At 65.4% G+C, this 13,521-nt stretch carries 14 protein-coding genes and 2 tRNA genes; 4 read left to right on the top strand and 12 right to left on the bottom strand.

Annotated elements, in window-relative coordinates; translation table 11 throughout:
• Window positions 1–28: 28 nt before the first annotated feature.
• Together CCZ27_RS10160 and CCZ27_RS10155 are read right to left on the bottom strand one after the other, a co-directional pair.
• Window positions 29–105: transfer RNA gene (locus CCZ27_RS10160), tRNA-Arg, on the bottom strand.
• 262 nt (window positions 106–367) lie between these two features.
• The gene (locus CCZ27_RS10155; protein ID WP_096447859.1) at window positions 368–1,288 is read right to left on the bottom strand and encodes a YihY/virulence factor BrkB family protein; all 921 of its coding nucleotides are present in this window, start codon (window positions 1,286–1,288) and stop codon (window positions 368–370) included.
• A gap of 108 nt (window positions 1,289–1,396) precedes the next feature.
• Between CCZ27_RS10155 and CCZ27_RS10150 the strand changes: the two genes are divergently transcribed.
• Window positions 1,397–1,948 carry a DUF2242 domain-containing protein gene (locus CCZ27_RS10150; RefSeq protein WP_096447857.1) on the top strand — a complete coding sequence of 184 codons (552 nt, stop codon included), beginning with the start codon at window positions 1,397–1,399 and terminating at the stop codon, window positions 1,946–1,948.
• 28 nt (window positions 1,949–1,976) lie between these two features.
• Here the strand turns inward: CCZ27_RS10150 and CCZ27_RS10145 are convergent, their stop codons facing one another.
• Window positions 1,977–3,590, bottom strand: coding sequence for a glycoside hydrolase family 13 protein (locus tag CCZ27_RS10145; protein WP_232516659.1), 1,614 nt, complete (start codon window positions 3,588–3,590; stop codon window positions 1,977–1,979).
• A 221-nt stretch (window positions 3,591–3,811) separates the two neighbouring features.
• Here CCZ27_RS10145 and CCZ27_RS10140 point away from each other — a divergent pair, with 221 nt between their 5' ends.
• Window positions 3,812–4,918: a glycoside hydrolase family 5 protein gene (locus tag CCZ27_RS10140; protein WP_096447853.1), complete on the top strand. Its 1,107-nt coding sequence runs from the start codon at window positions 3,812–3,814 to the stop codon at window positions 4,916–4,918.
• Between the two features lie 5 nt (window positions 4,919–4,923).
• Window positions 4,924–6,147 (top strand): glycoside hydrolase family 2 TIM barrel-domain containing protein, encoded by a 1,224-nt coding sequence (locus tag CCZ27_RS10135; protein WP_385961791.1) that lies wholly within the window; start codon window positions 4,924–4,926, stop codon window positions 6,145–6,147.
• Window positions 6,148–6,195: 48 nt separating this feature from the next.
• Here the strand turns inward: CCZ27_RS10135 and CCZ27_RS10130 are convergent, their stop codons facing one another.
• The 9 genes from CCZ27_RS10130 to CCZ27_RS10095 all read right to left on the bottom strand — a co-directional run bounded on the left by CCZ27_RS10130 (window position 6,196) and on the right by CCZ27_RS10095 (window position 12,242).
• Window positions 6,196–6,432 (bottom strand): hypothetical protein, encoded by a 237-nt coding sequence (locus CCZ27_RS10130; RefSeq protein WP_232516623.1) that lies wholly within the window; start codon window positions 6,430–6,432, stop codon window positions 6,196–6,198.
• The gene (locus CCZ27_RS10125) at window positions 6,419–7,282 is read right to left on the bottom strand and encodes a Fic family protein (protein ID WP_198363313.1); all 864 of its coding nucleotides are present in this window, start codon (window positions 7,280–7,282) and stop codon (window positions 6,419–6,421) included. Before CCZ27_RS10125 ends, CCZ27_RS10130 begins: the two co-directional genes overlap by 14 nt.
• A gap of 46 nt (window positions 7,283–7,328) precedes the next feature.
• Window positions 7,329–7,499, bottom strand: coding sequence for a hypothetical protein (locus CCZ27_RS23500; RefSeq protein WP_157748535.1), 171 nt, complete (start codon window positions 7,497–7,499; stop codon window positions 7,329–7,331).
• Between the two features lie 171 nt (window positions 7,500–7,670).
• A tRNA-Ser gene (locus tag CCZ27_RS10120) sits at window positions 7,671–7,760 on the bottom strand.
• 46 nt (window positions 7,761–7,806) lie between these two features.
• A complete protein-coding gene (locus CCZ27_RS10115) occupies window positions 7,807–8,157 on the bottom strand; it encodes a carboxymuconolactone decarboxylase family protein (protein WP_096447851.1) in 351 nt (116 codons plus the stop codon).
• A 153-nt stretch (window positions 8,158–8,310) separates the two neighbouring features.
• Complete coding sequence (gene folE2 / locus CCZ27_RS10110; protein ID WP_096447849.1) at window positions 8,311–9,120, bottom strand: GTP cyclohydrolase FolE2; 810 nt, start codon at window positions 9,118–9,120, stop codon at window positions 8,311–8,313.
• Between the two features lie 64 nt (window positions 9,121–9,184).
• The gene (gene dxs, locus CCZ27_RS10105) at window positions 9,185–11,047 is read right to left on the bottom strand and encodes a 1-deoxy-D-xylulose-5-phosphate synthase (RefSeq protein WP_096447847.1); all 1,863 of its coding nucleotides are present in this window, start codon (window positions 11,045–11,047) and stop codon (window positions 9,185–9,187) included.
• Window positions 11,048–11,070: 23 nt separating this feature from the next.
• Window positions 11,071–11,988, bottom strand: coding sequence for a polyprenyl synthetase family protein (locus tag CCZ27_RS10100; RefSeq protein WP_096447845.1), 918 nt, complete (start codon window positions 11,986–11,988; stop codon window positions 11,071–11,073).
• Window positions 11,985–12,242, bottom strand: a complete 258-nt coding sequence (locus CCZ27_RS10095) for an exodeoxyribonuclease VII small subunit (RefSeq protein WP_096447843.1) — start codon at window positions 12,240–12,242, stop codon at window positions 11,985–11,987. The genes CCZ27_RS10100 and CCZ27_RS10095 overlap by 4 nt, the downstream gene beginning before the upstream one ends.
• Before the next feature lie 128 nt (window positions 12,243–12,370).
• On the opposite strand from CCZ27_RS10095, the gene CCZ27_RS10090 reads away from it, so the two are divergent.
• The gene (locus tag CCZ27_RS10090; protein WP_096447841.1) at window positions 12,371–13,477 is read left to right on the top strand and encodes an aromatic ring-hydroxylating oxygenase subunit alpha; all 1,107 of its coding nucleotides are present in this window, start codon (window positions 12,371–12,373) and stop codon (window positions 13,475–13,477) included.
• The last annotated feature ends 44 nt before the right edge of the window (window positions 13,478–13,521 follow it).

Below are 13,521 nucleotides of genomic sequence, written 5' to 3'. Positions count from 1 at the left end.
AGACCCTCGGGTGGAGAGACTCTGAAACTGGCGCGCCCGGAAGGATTCGAACCTCCTACCCCCTGGTTCGTAGCCAGGTACTCTATCCAGATGAGCTACGGGCGCGTTGTGTTGCAACAACGAAGAGGCAGAATTATAGCCGAAAAAGATTCCTCTTCAACACCTGATTCGATCGGATCGCGGGAATTTTTTCCCCCGCCGGGCAGGCGCTTCATTTCCGCCCGGCGGAAGCATCATAGCCGCCACGCTTCCGTCTCAAGGCGCGCGATTCTACACGTCGAGGCCGGGAATGCAAGCAGTCCCCGCTCGGCATGGATCGAGGCCATGCCGGCTTTCCTCGTGGAGGGGCTGCTGCGCATCGGCTCCTTTACACCGGCGGGGCGGCTTCCTCTTCGACGAGTTGGCGGTGCATGCGGATCGCCGTCATCCGCGGCCGGACCAGCCGTCCCTGCGCTTCTACGTTCGCGCGGGTGAAGGCGGCGCCGAAGAGCAGGATCAGCGAAGAGTAGTTCACCCACATCAGGAGCAGCACCAGCGAGCCGGCGGCGCCGTAGGCGGAGGCGGTCGCGGTCGTCGACAGGTAGAGCGCGATCAGGCTGCGGCCGAGGCCGAAGAGCAGGGCGGTGACCAACGCACCCAGCCAGACGTCGCGCCAGCTCAGGATCACGTCCGGCAGTACGCGGAAGATCGTGCCGAACAGCAGGCTGATCACGGCGACCGATACGAGGGTGTCGACACCCAGCAGCAGGGTGGGCGGCACCGGCAGCCATGCCTGGGCGAAGACGATCAGCGTGCGGACGGCGAGGCTCAGCAGCAGCGATACCAGCAGCACGAAGCCGATCGCGAGCACCACCGTGAGGGACAGCAGGCGCGTCTTCACGTAAAGGAAGATGCTGCTTCGGGTGGGGCGGGGCGCCACGCCCCAGATGGCGTTGAGCGCGGTCTGCATCTGCGCGAACACGGTGGTGGCGCCGAACAGCATCGCACCGAGTCCGGCCAGTGACGGCAGGATGCCGCTGCGCTCGATGCGGCTGCCCTCGACCGCGGTCTGGATCGCGGTGGCGGCCTCGGTGCCGATCGTCGATTCCAGTTGCTGCGCGATCTGCCCTTGCGCGGCCTGCTCGCCGAGCGCCAGGCCGACGATCGTCACCGCCACGATGACGACCGGCGCGACCGAGAACAGCGTGAAGAAGGCGAGCGCCGCCGCATGCATGAAGGACTGTGCCTCGAGCCAGATGCGCACGGTGTCCTTCAGCACGCCGAGCCAGTATTGAGCGAATCCGCGCATCGATCTGCATCCTGTTCGACCGGGGCCCGCCGGCTGCAAAAGAGATGCGCAAGCGGGGCCGGGGATGTTCTACCATTCACACTTCAGTCTCAGCAGTGTGCCGCTCCGATGTCCCGAGTATCAAGCCGCCTGTTCCCGATGGTCTGCGCCGGGCTGACCTTCGCGGGATGTGCGTCGCCGCCGCCCCCGGTCTATCGCGGCGAAACCTTCCAGCCGGATTCGCCGTTCGTGACCTGGATCGCGCGCGACCCCATCGGCGCCTGCGAACTGGGCAAGCGCGCCCTGCTCAGCCAGGGCTACCGCATCGACGATGCAGATCCGACGCGCATCCGCGGCGAGAAGTTCTTCCAGCCCAGGTCGGACCGCGGGGTGACGCTGGGCATCACGCTGTTCTGCCTGCCCAGCAGCCTCGGTGCCGCGGTATACGCCAACGGGCTGGAGACGCGCTACGAACTCAAGTCGGCGGCCAGCAGCACCGCCGTCAACGTCGCAGGCATAGGCGGCATCTCGCTTCCCTGGGCGTCGGACAAGGAGGCTCTCGTCAAGGTGGGCGAGGAGACGATCTCCGATGCCGGCTTCTACAAACGCCTGTTCGGACTGATCGAAGGGCTCGCCAGCGGCACGATGCCTTCGCCCACGGAGGACGCGGGCGGCGGCTAGCCCGGCGGGCCGGCCGCGCGAGGGACGCTCACGCGGCATCGATGCGATAGACGCGCGCCTCGAAGGGCCGCAGCACGCACCGGGTGATGGCCGGATGGGCGGGCACTTCGTGGTTTGCCAGCACCAGTGCGTCGTGCCGCAGGGGCAGGCGGTGGTGGCGATAATGCGCTTCGCGGCGCGTCAGGTTGCACAGGATCAGGAAGCCTCGCCCGTCCAGCGTGCGCGTGTAGGCGTAGATCTGGCGGTTCCTTTCCAGCAGCAGCGCGTATCGGCCGTGGATCAGTGCCGGCTCGGCGGCGCGCAGGGCGATCAGGCGGCGGTAGAAATGCAGCACCGAGTCCGCCGCGCCACGCTGGCGGGCGACGTTCACTTCGCGGTATTCCGGATTGACAGGCAGCCACGGCGTCGCCGGGCTGAAGCCGGCGTTGTCGCCGTCGCTCCACGGCATGGGGGTGCGCGAGTTGTCGCGGGCGGTGAGGGCGAGTTCGGCCAGGATGTGGTCGTCGTCGCGCCCCTCGGCCCGCATCTGTGCAATGCGGTTGCGCGCGAAGACGTCGTCGAATTCGGCCAGGCTGTGGAACACGGTGTTGGCCATGCCGAGTTCCTGGCCCTGGTAGATGAAGGGCGTGCCTTCCATCAGGAAATACATCGTCGCCAGCGCGGTGGCGCTCGCGAAACGGTGGTGTCGCGGGTCGCCCCAGCGCGACAGTACGCGCGGCAGGTCGTGGTTCTCCAGGTAGAGCGCGTTCCAGCCGCGGCCGTGGAGGGCACGCTGCCAGCGGGTGAAGATGCGCTTGACGGCGACGACGTCGAGTTCGGCATGCGGGTCGCGCGACCACAGCGTCCAGTGCTCGAACTGCAGGATCATGCTCAGCCGCCTGCGCGCGGCGCCCACCCACTCCACCGCCTCGTCCGGCGACACGCCGTTGGCCTCGCCGACGGTCATGATGTCGTAGTGCCGGAAGGTCTCGCGCGACAGCTCATCGACGAAATCGAGCACGCCGGGCCGGTTCATGTGCATCGGGTAGGAGGGCACGTAGCGCAGCCTGTGCGGGTTGGGGAGGTCGGGCAGGCCGGGGGCCTTCTTCAGGTGGCTGATCGCGTCGATGCGAAAGCCGTCGATGCCCTTGTCCAGCCACCAGCGCACCATGTCGTACATCGCCCGGCGCAGCGCGGGGTTTTCCCAGTCGAGATCGGGCTGGCGCGCGGAAAACAGGTGCAGGTAATACTGGCCGGTCGCCGGGTCGAGCGTCCAGGCGGAGCCCTCGAAGATGCTCGCCCAGTTGTTCGGCTCGCGTCCCCTGCGGCCGTTGCGCCAGATGTACCAGTCCCGGCGGGGGTCGTCGCGCGACGAACGCGACTCGATGAACCACGGATGCTCGTCGCTGGTGTGGTTGAGGACGAGGTCGAGGATCACCCGCATGCCGCGGCGATGCGCCTCGGCGAGCAGGCGGTCGAAATCGGCCATGGTGCCGAATTCGGCCATGATGTCCTGGTAGTCGCTGATGTCGTAGCCGTTGTCGTCGTTGGGCGAACGGAAGATCGGGCACAGCCAGATGACGCCGATGCCCAGCCACGACAGGTAGTCGAGCCGCGCGGTGATACCGCCGAGATCGCCGATGCCGTCGCCATCGGAGTCCATGAAGCTGCGCGGATAGATCTGGTAGACCACCGCTTCCTGCCACCATCGCCGTTCCACGCTGTGCCCTCCGGTCTGCCTGGTTCGCGGGATTCTAGTGTGTCGTGACCGATGTCGGGCAATCAGGGGATGACCCGGGGGATAATCGATCGCACATCCGGCATGCGTCGCACCAACGGCGCAATGGATGTTCCAACGGATGCAACCGTTACGGGAGGCGAGCCATGAAGGAAAAAAGAACGAGTCTTCGCGGGGTGAATCTGGGCGGATGGCTGGTGCTCGAAAAATGGATGGTCCCGAGCATGTTCGAGGGCCTGGCCGCGACCGACGAAACCACCTGGTGCGCCGAGATGGGCGCCGCCGCCGCGGAGCGCCTGCGGGCGCACTGGAACGGCTTCATCACCCGCGAGGATTTCCGCTGGATCGCGGAGCGCGGCCTCAATGCGGTCCGCATTCCCTTCGGCCACTGGATCTTCGGCGCCGGCTATCCGTACCACCGCAGCTACGGCGACAATCGCCATCCCTTCGTGACGGGCGGCATCGAGGTGCTGGATCGGGCCATGGCGTGGGCGCACGAGTTCGGCCTGCGCGTGGTCCTGGACCTGCATGCCGCGCCCGGCTGCCAGAACGGCTTCGACAACGGCGGCATCAAGGACGTGTGCGAGTGGCACACGCGGCCCGAATATCGCGAGTATTCGCTCGAGGTGCTCGAACGCATGGCGCAGCGCTACCGCGACCATCCGGCGCTGTACGCGATCGAGGCGCTCAACGAGCCGCGCTGGGACGTGCCGACCGACTACCTCAAGGACTACTATCTCGATGCCTATGCGCGCATCCGCCGCCACTGCCCGGCCGAGCGCGTCGCGGTCATGTTCCACGACGGCTTCCGTTCCTTCCGCGAATACCAGGGCCTGCTGACGGGGCCGGGGTTCGCCAACGTGATCTTCGACGTGCATCGGTACCAGTGCTTCGCGCGCGAAGACATCGACATGGACATCTACGGCCACATGCGCAAGGCGATGGACGAATGGCGCCGCGAGGGCGATGCGATCGAGGCCGAACTCGGGCTGCCCAGCATCTGCGGCGAATGGAGCCTGGGCATGGACCTGCAGGAGGTTTCGCTGTGGGCCGCGGGCCCGTACAACAGCGCGCTCGACGGGCTCGACGCCTTCCAGCGCATGGTCGCCTTCCGCGGCTACGCCGCCGCCCAGCTCGCCGCCTTCGAGAACCAGCTCGGCTGGTTCTTCTGGAGCTACCGGACCGAGACCACCTCGGCCTGGTGCCTGCGCGAAGCCGTCGAGCGCGCCTGGCTGCCCCCGTACTTCGGCTGATGAAGATGATGCACCCGTCCCGCACCTGCAGATTCCGATCGCTCATCGCCGGCCTGATGCTGTCCATGTTCCTGGGCGGCGTGCTCCCGGCGGCGGCGCAGCCGCAATGGCAGGGCGCCGCCTTCGAAGGCGACCGCGCCGCGCTGGAGAAACTTGCCGCCGCCGGCGCGAAGGTCGTCAGGGTGTATAGCGAGTCGCATGCCTGGGTGCTCGACGAGGCGCACCGCCTCGGGCTCAAGGTGGTGATGGGGCTGTGGGTGGGCCATCCGCGGGTGGGTTTCCGGCTCGATGACCCGGAGGCGGTGCGCAGGCAGGAAGAAGGCATCCGCCGCTTCGTGCAGCGCCACAAGGCGCATCCGGCCCTGGCGGCGTGGGGCGTGGGCAACGAGGTCGAACTCGGCCTGGCCGACCCGCTGCCGGCGTGGCGCGAGGTCGATCGGCTGGCCGGCATCGTCAAGGCGCTCGATCCGGCGCATCCGGTGATGATGACGGTGTCGGACAACAGCGACGGGAACCTGCGCTTGCTCGCGGCTTGCTGCGCCAACGTCGACATCCTCGGCATCAACGTCTATTCCGGCGGACTGTTCGAGGTCCTGCCGCGTCTGCGTGCCGCTGGCGTTTCGGTGCCGGTGGTGGTCGCCGAATTCGGTCCGCTTGGCCAGTGGCAGGCCGGGCGCAAGCCCTGGGGCGCGCCGGTGGAGCCGACGAGCAGCGAGAAGGCGGCCTATTTCCGCGACGCGCTGGCCTTTCTGGCGCGCCAGCCGGACGTGGCGGGCGCCTTTCCCTTCCTGTGGGGGGCGAAGCTGGAGCAGACCGAGACCTGGCACGGATTGTTGCTCCCGGACGGCAGCCTGACGGCCATGACCGACGCCTTGAGCGCGGCATGGGGCAGGCCGGTTGCGATGCCGGCGCCGGCGATCCGCGGCATCGGCATCGCCGCGGACGAGTTCACGCCGGGGCAGGAGATGTCGGCCGGCGTGGACGCGGTGTCGTTCGACGGTTCGCCCCTGCAGACCGAATGGAAGGTGCTGACCGAGAGCGTCGGCCGCCGCCCCGATTCCGACTACGAGCCGCCGCCCGACTTCGTGCCGGTGCGCATCCTGCACGCGGACGCGGCTACCGTACGCTTCGTTGCACCGCAGCGCCCCGGTGCGTACCGCCTCTACATGACGCTGCGCGACCGCAACGGCAAGGCCGCGACTGCCAATCTTCCCTTCCTCGTGCGCTGAAGACGCCCGGGCCGCCCGCCTGTGACGGAAACGGCCGGGCTTCCCCGCTTAGTGGATCACCATCAGCGTGAACGGATACACATAGGCTTGCAGCGTCACGAAGATGCTCATCAGGCAGGCGAGCGCGATCGAATGGAAGAAAACGTAGCGCAGGATGTCGCCCGCGCTGTTGGCCGCGCCCATCAGGTTGGGCGACAAGCCGAGCTGTTCCGCCGCTATTTTCTGCATGCCGGCGCGGCGGAGCCTCGGGTAGCCCCGCTGCGCCGAACGATCAGTTGCCTGCACTTCTTATCCTACTGGCAACGTCACCGGTGCTCATAGCGGCTGTTTTTTGATCGCTTGCTTCCGCTGACTTCATGAGTTGTGCATCAGGGTGGCACTGCACAAGAAAATCCATCATGGCAGCAGCATTGCGAGTGACGTAGAAGTCAACCATCTTCTCGTTGAACTCTTGAGCACGGGCAGCAGGGATGCTTATGGCGTCCATGCCATTACTCATGAGCACCCCGTTCATCATCATTCTGGAAGTGCGCTTGTTGCCATCAAAAAAGAATTGCTGAAGCGCTCCAAACAAGAAGAAAGCCATACCTCTTTCCAATGGGTCGGGCAACTGTTCCAGTTGTGCCAGCCCATCGGAAAATATCCTGTTGAGATCAGAAGCATTGGGTTGCGTTTCTGGCGGGATGTAATCGCCGGCTTCACCAAGACCCACATGGGGAGTGTAGTGCTGCTCCCCGCCTTCGCCGCGGAAATGCCCCCATTCAAGAGCTTCCTCTCTGGCGACCATGGCGTGCAATGCAGTGAAGGTGTCCTTGTCCAGCTTGAAGCTTCCCGTCTTCACCAGACGCAATAGTTCTTTCGTGCTCGCAGCCAGGTTTCTGACCTGATCCTGATCCGAAAGTCTGTGACCACCAACCGTGATGCCGTCAAGAATCGTTTTGACTTGGGGATAGGTGAAGGGATTTCCTTCCAGAACGACGGCATCCCATACATACTGTGCCAGCATTTTCTGCAAGCGAAAGCATGCACGATTGACGTCATGGACAGGTGCATTTTGAGGAATAGCCTCTCGATTCCATTGAAAGCCCAAGGAATTGAAAAGATCAGTGCTTTTTCCGGAGCCAGGATTATTCATGATGCACCTATTGATTCTTATGGTTCTACCAGCCACTGATTGTAAATCAAGAAAGTGACTCATAAAGAGCCACCGCAATATCAGTCAAGAGATTGGCAACGGCTCTGTTGAGGTAGTCCATCGAGATGGCCCGCTGCTGTTCTTGTTTGCGAACAGCCATTGTCCCGGGGAGGCATAGGGTCTTGAAGCGGGCTTCCTGCGGGTTCTTGGTGCGCAAGGAGATCCGCTTCTCCCGGGTGGCCCCTGCAATGCGGAAGGTCAGGCGGAAGTGGAAGGCGCCGTGGCGAGGTGCGAAGGCGGGTGCAAGACAAGTGACTCCAAGAAAGTGGGACACCTGTCGCGTGGCGCAAAGAAAAAGCCCTTGATCAATCAAGGGCTTGTGTATGAGTGGCGGAGAGGGTGGGATTCGAACCCACGGTAGGCTTGCACCTACGCCTGATTTCGAGTCAGGTACATTCGACCACTCTGCCACCTCTCCGCTCGAAGGTCGGCATTATAGGGCAAGTTCCGGAAAAGTGAACTGTTCATTCCTTCTCCGGAAGCATTTCGTCGTAGGCGCGCACGGCTTCGGCGGCGTACATCAGGGCGGGGCCGCCTCCCATGTAGGTGCATACGCCCAGCGTCTCCATCAACTGCGCACGCGTGGCGCCCAGGCGGATCAGCGCCTTGACGTGGAAGCCGACGCAGGCGTCGCAGCGCTGGGTGACGGCGATGGCGAGTGCGATCAGCTCCTTGTGCAGCTCGGTCATCGCGCCATCCTGCAGCGCGCCCTTTGCCATCACGCTGAAGCCCTGCATGGTGTCGGGGATCTCCTTGCGCAGGGTGCCCAGCGCGCGGGAGACGTCGGTGGTGATCTGTACGAAGGATTTGGACATTTCAGTATTTCAGTATTTAAGGAAATACTGATTATAAGGTGGCAGCCGAGGCATGGAAAGCATCGGCGTGCCGGCCCTCGCGGTGCCCGGAAGCACTGCGGCGGCAGGCGCCGTGAGCGCGTGCCGCCGCAGGATGGTGAGTCCGGGTGCCGGTCAGGCTTCGATGCGCTTGTCGCGCGTGATGAGCGCGTAGGCCGAATGGTTGTGGATGGACTCGAAGTTCTCCGACTCGACGACGTAGGCGTCGATGCGGTCTTCCTTGTTCAGCAGGCCGGCCACGTCGCGCACCATGTCCTCGACGAACTTGGGATTGTCGTAGGCGCGTTCGGTCACGTACTTTTCGTCGGGGCGCTTCAGGAGGCCATAGACCTCGCAGGACGCCTGGCTTTCGACCAGTTGCACCGCTTCCTCGATCCACAGGTGGTCGTTCAGCACGGCGGTCACCGTGACGTGGGAGCGCTGGTTGTGCGCGCCGTAGTCGGAGATCTTCTTGGAGCAGGGGCACAGGCTGGTGACCGGCACGACCACCTTCATCGTGAATTCGTATCCGCCGCCCGCGCGGATCTCGCCGGTGAATGTGACTTCGTAGTCCATCAGGCTCTTGACGCCGGAGACTGGCGCGGCCTTGCCGATGAAGTAGGGGAAGGTCATCTCGATGTGCCCGGTCTCGGCTTCCAGGCGCTCGACCATCTCGCGCAGCATCGGCTCGAACGACTCCACGGAGATCTCGCGCTCGTTGCCGTTGAGGATCTCGATGAAGCGCGACATGTGGGTGCCCTTGAAGTTGTGGGGCAGGCCGACGTACATGTTGAAGCTGGCGACGGTGTGCTGGACGCCGCCGCTCTTGTCGACGACCTTCACCGGGTGGCGGATCGACTTGATGCCGACCTTGTTGATCGCGATCTGGCGACTGTCGGCGCTGTTCTGCACGTCGGGCATCGCGTTGGCCAGGGGAGCGTTCATGGGCGTGTTCTCTCTGTTCTTCGGGAATCTCGGCCGACGATCCTAACGTTCCCGACAAATCCACTCAACTATTATGCGCATTGACCCGCTCAATGGCCGCCAGGATGCCGGTCTTGTCGAGGCCCACCGAGGCCAGCAATTGCGCCTGATCGCCGTGATCGATGAAGCGGTCGGGCAGGCCCAGCCGAAGCACGCGCGGATGCGACGGCAGGCCGGCGACGATGCGGGACACCTCCGAACCCGCTCCACCGATCACCGCATTCTCTTCGACGGTCACGAGCAGCTCGTGGTTCGCGGCCAGTTCGGCGATCAGCGCTTCGTCCAGCGGCTTGACGAAGCGCATGTTGGCGACCGTCGCATCGATCGTCCCGGCCACCTCCAGCGCGACATCGACCAGGCTGCCGAACGCCAGCAGGGCGACGCGCCGGCCCTGCCGCCGGATCTCGCCCTTGCCGACGGGCAGGGCGGTCATCTCCTTCTGCGGCGCCACGCCGCGGCCGCCTCCGCGCGGATAGCGCACCGCGGCGGGGCCGTCGTGGCGCGCGGCGGTGTAGAGCATCTGGCGGCACTCGTTCTCGTCGGCAGGGGCCATGACGACCATGTTGGGGATGCACGCGAGACACGACAGGTCGAAGGCGCCGTGGTGGGTCGCGCCGTCCGCGCCGACCAGGCCGCCGCGGTCGATCGCGAAGACGACCGGCAGATTCTGCAGCGCGACGTCGTGGATCAACTGGTCGTAGGCGCGCTGCAGGAAGGTCGAGTAGATCGCCACCACCGGCCTGAGCCCTTCACAGGCGAGGCCCGCGGCGAAAGTCACCGCGTGCTGCTCGGCGATGCCGACATCGTAGTAGCGGTCGGGATATTCCTGCGCGAAGCGCACCAGGCCCGAGCCTTCGCGCATGGCGGGGGTGATGCCGACGATGCGCTTGTCGATGGCCGCCATGTCGCACAGCCAGTCGCCGAACACCTGGGTGTAGGTCGGCTTGCCGCCGCCCTTGCCGCTCTGGATGCCGGCCGTGTGGTCGAACTTGGACACGCCGTGGTAGAGCACCGGGTCGGCCTCGGCCAGCTTGTAGCCCTGGCCTTTCTTCGTGATCACGTGCAGGAACTGCGGCCCCTTGAGCTTCTTCAGGTTCTGCAGGGTGGGAATCAGCGCATCCAGGTCGTGGCCGTCGATCGGCCCGTAGTAGTGGAAGCCGAATTCCTCGAACAGCGTGCCGGGCGTGATCATGCCCTTGGCGTACTCCTCGACCTTGCGGGCGAGTTCGGCGACCGGCGGCGCCATGCCCAGCACCTTCTCGCCGACCCTGCGCGCGGTGTTGTAGGTCGAGCCCGACATCATGCGCGCGAGGATCTTCGTCAGCGCGCCCACCGGCGGCGAGATCGACATCTCGTTGTCGTTGAGGATGACCAGCAGGTTGATGTCGCCCATGTCGCCGGCGTTGTTCAGCGCCTCGAAGGCCATGCCGGCCGACATCGCGCCGTCGCCGATCACCGCGATCGCGTGGCGGTTCTCGCCGCGGCTGCGCGCCGCGACCGCCATGCCGAGCGCGGCGGAGATCGAGGTCGACGAATGCGCGGTGCCGAAGGTGTCGTATTCGCTCTCGCAGCGCCGCGGAAAGCCCGAGATGCCGCCCCAGTGGCGCAGGCCGCTCATCGCCTCGCGGCGGCCGGTGAGGACCTTGTGGCCGTAGGTCTGGTGTCCCACGTCCCACACGATGCGGTCCTGCGGGGTGTTGAAGACGTGGTGCAGCGCGATCGTCAGCTCGACGGTGCCGAGATTGGAGGATAGATGGCCGCCGGTCTTGGAGACCGATTCGATCAGGAAGGCGCGCAGTTCGTCGGCGACGGTGCCGAGTTCGCGGCGTTCGAGTGCGCGCAGGTCGGCGGGTGAGCTGAGGCGTTCCAGATACGGGTAGCGGGACATGGGAGGTCCGGAGATGAACGGGGTCAGAACGTGCGATGCACGATGTAGTCGGCCAGCGCGCCGAGGCGGGCTGCGCGCGGGCCCAGCGGCGCGAGGGCCGCGTGCGCGTCGGCCAGCATTTCGCGCGCCAGGCGCCGGGCGTCCTGCAGTCCGAGCAGGCTGACGTAGGTCGGTTTGTCGTTGTCGGCATCCTTGCCGGCTGTCTTGCCGAGCGTGGCGGTATCGGCGACGGTGTCGAGAATGTCGTCGACCACCTGGAAGAGCAGGCCGACCAGCTTGGCGTAGTGGTCGAGGTGGCGCAGATCCTCGTCGGCGATCGGGTCGCCGGCACGCGCGCCGAGCAGCACCGATGCGCGGATCAGCGCGCCCGTCTTGTGCACGTGCATGAATTCGAGTTCTTCGCGGCTGAGCTGCTTGCCGACCGATTCGAGGTCGATCGCCTGGCCGCCCGCCATGCCGCGCGACCCCGACGCCGAGGCGAGCAGCCCGACCATGGCGAGCTGGCCGGCCGGGCTGTCGGCCACCTGGGCATCGGCCAGCACCTGGAAGGCGAGCGTCTGCAGGGCATCGCCGGCCAGCAGCGCGGTGGCTTCGTCGTATTCGACATGCACCGTGGGCTTGCCGCGGCGCAGCACGTCGTCGTCCATGCAAGGCATGTCGTCGTGCACCAGGGAATAGGCGTGGATGAATTCCACCGCGCAGGCGAGCCTGTCGAGCCGTACGGGCGCCGCGCCCGCCAGTTCGCCCGCCGCGTGCACCAGCAGGGCGCGCACGCGCTTGCCGCCGCCGAGCACGGCGTAGCGCATTGCCGAATGCAGGCGCTGCGGGGAGATCGATGCGTCCGGCAGCAGGGCGGCGAGGGCGGTTTCGGTGCGCTGCTGGATGTGTCCCATCCAGTCGGTGAAGCCGCCGTGGGCGGATTCGGCGATGGCGATGCTCATGCTTGCTCCCCCTCGTCGCCGGGCAGCGTGCCCTCGGGGTGGAAATCGATCAACTGGTCGCCTTCGAGCTGCCTGACCCGCTGGTCAGCCCGGGCCAGCGTCTCCTGGCAGAACTTCAGCAGGCCCATCCCGCGCTGATAGCGCGCGAGGGCGTCTTCGAGCGAAAGGCTGCCCGCTTCCATGTCCTGGACGATGGCCTCGAGTTCGGCCACCGCAGCTTCGAATGACTTCGGAGAGGATGCCGGCTTTGGCATGGATCGATATCGACGCGGCTGAAAAACGAGGAAAATAACCGATGCCATGTCTGGCGGTCAAACGCGGGCTGCCTTAAACTAACCCGTTTATTTTTCCGGCTTTCTGGTCGCAGAGAGGAGGTTCGGGGATGTCCGACATTGCTTCCAAGACCCATCTGGCTCAGGCAGTCTCGCAACTGCCGGTGTCCTGGTACTTCGACGAACAGGTTTTCGAACTGGAGAAAAAGCTCCTCTTCGATGCCGGTCCGGGGTACGTCGGCCATGAGCTGATGGTACCGGAGGTCGGAAACTACCGCTCGCTCGAATGGCTGGACCACTCCAAGCTGCTGTTTCGCACCGAAGCGGGCGTGCACCAGATGTCGAACATCTGCCGCCATCGCCAGGCCATCATGCTGCAGGGCAGCGGCACGACCGAGCACGTCGTGTGCCCCGTACACCGCTGGACCTACGACCGGCAGGGGCAACTGATCGGCGCGCCGCATTTCGCCGAGAAGCCCTGCCTCGGCCTCAAGCGCGACGAACTGGAAAACTGGCACGGGCTGCTGTTCAAGGGGCCGCGCTCCGCGGCGGCCGACCTCGCCGGCATGCAGGTCGCCCCCGATCTCGATTTCTCAGGCTACAAGCTGGACCGGGTGCAGATCCACGAGTGCAACTACAACTGGAAGACCTTCATCGAGGTCTATCTCGAGGATTACCACGTCGTGCCCTTCCACCCGGGACTGGGCAAGTTCGTCACCTGCGACGACCTGACCTGGCAGTTTGGCGACTGGTATTCGGTGCAGCGCGTGGGCATCACCTCGCTGGCCAGGCCGGGCTCGCCGACCTACGCCAAGTGGCACGAGGCGGTGCAGGACTACTACGGCGAGAAGAAGCCGGCGCACGGCGCGATCTGGCTCACCTATTACCCCAACATCATGGTGGAGTGGTACCCGCACGTGCTGGTGGTGAGCACGCTGATCCCGACGGATGTCCACAAGACGACCAACGTGGTCGAGTTCTACTACCCGGAAGACATCGTCGAGTTCGAGCGCGAGTTCGTGGAGGCGGAGCAGGCGGCCTACATGGAAACCGCGATCGAGGACGACGACATCGGCGAGCGCATGGATCGCGGCCGCCTGGCGCTGCTCAGGGAAGGGCGCAACGAGGTAGGCCCGTACCAGTCGCCGTACGAGGACGGCATGCAGCACTTCCACGAGTTCTACCGCCGCATCGTGGAGCCGCACATCGGCGCGTGACGGCGCAGTGCGCCGGCCGGAGGGTGGTTCGGCCGGTCGTGCGG

This window comes from Thauera sp. K11, assembly GCF_002354895.1.
Classification (GTDB): Bacteria; Pseudomonadota; Gammaproteobacteria; order Burkholderiales; family Rhodocyclaceae; genus Thauera; species Thauera sinica.
Note: the sequence above shows the minus strand (reverse complement) of the source record. Positions and strands in the feature narration are given on the sequence as shown.

Coding starts and splice junctions, on each gene's coding strand:
- CCZ27_RS10155 (WP_096447859.1), bottom strand. CDS start 1,288: ATGCGCGGATTCGCTCAATACTGGCTCGGCGTGCTGAAGGACACCGTG.
- CCZ27_RS10150 (WP_096447857.1), top strand. CDS start 1,397: ATGTCCCGAGTATCAAGCCGCCTGTTCCCGATGGTCTGCGCCGGGCTG.
- CCZ27_RS10145 (WP_232516659.1), bottom strand. CDS start 3,590: ATGGACTCCGATGGCGACGGCATCGGCGATCTCGGCGGTATCACCGCG.
- CCZ27_RS10140 (WP_096447853.1), top strand. CDS start 3,812: ATGAAGGAAAAAAGAACGAGTCTTCGCGGGGTGAATCTGGGCGGATGG.
- CCZ27_RS10135 (WP_385961791.1), top strand. CDS start 4,924: ATGATGCACCCGTCCCGCACCTGCAGATTCCGATCGCTCATCGCCGGC.
- CCZ27_RS10125 (WP_198363313.1), bottom strand. CDS start 7,282: ATGAATAATCCTGGCTCCGGAAAAAGCACTGATCTTTTCAATTCCTTG.
- CCZ27_RS10115 (WP_096447851.1), bottom strand. CDS start 8,157: ATGTCCAAATCCTTCGTACAGATCACCACCGACGTCTCCCGCGCGCTG.
- folE2 (WP_096447849.1), bottom strand. CDS start 9,120: ATGAACGCTCCCCTGGCCAACGCGATGCCCGACGTGCAGAACAGCGCC.
- dxs (WP_096447847.1), bottom strand. CDS start 11,047: ATGTCCCGCTACCCGTATCTGGAACGCCTCAGCTCACCCGCCGACCTG.
- CCZ27_RS10100 (WP_096447845.1), bottom strand. CDS start 11,988: ATGAGCATCGCCATCGCCGAATCCGCCCACGGCGGCTTCACCGACTGG.
- CCZ27_RS10095 (WP_096447843.1), bottom strand. CDS start 12,242: ATGCCAAAGCCGGCATCCTCTCCGAAGTCATTCGAAGCTGCGGTGGCC.
- CCZ27_RS10090 (WP_096447841.1), top strand. CDS start 12,371: ATGTCCGACATTGCTTCCAAGACCCATCTGGCTCAGGCAGTCTCGCAA.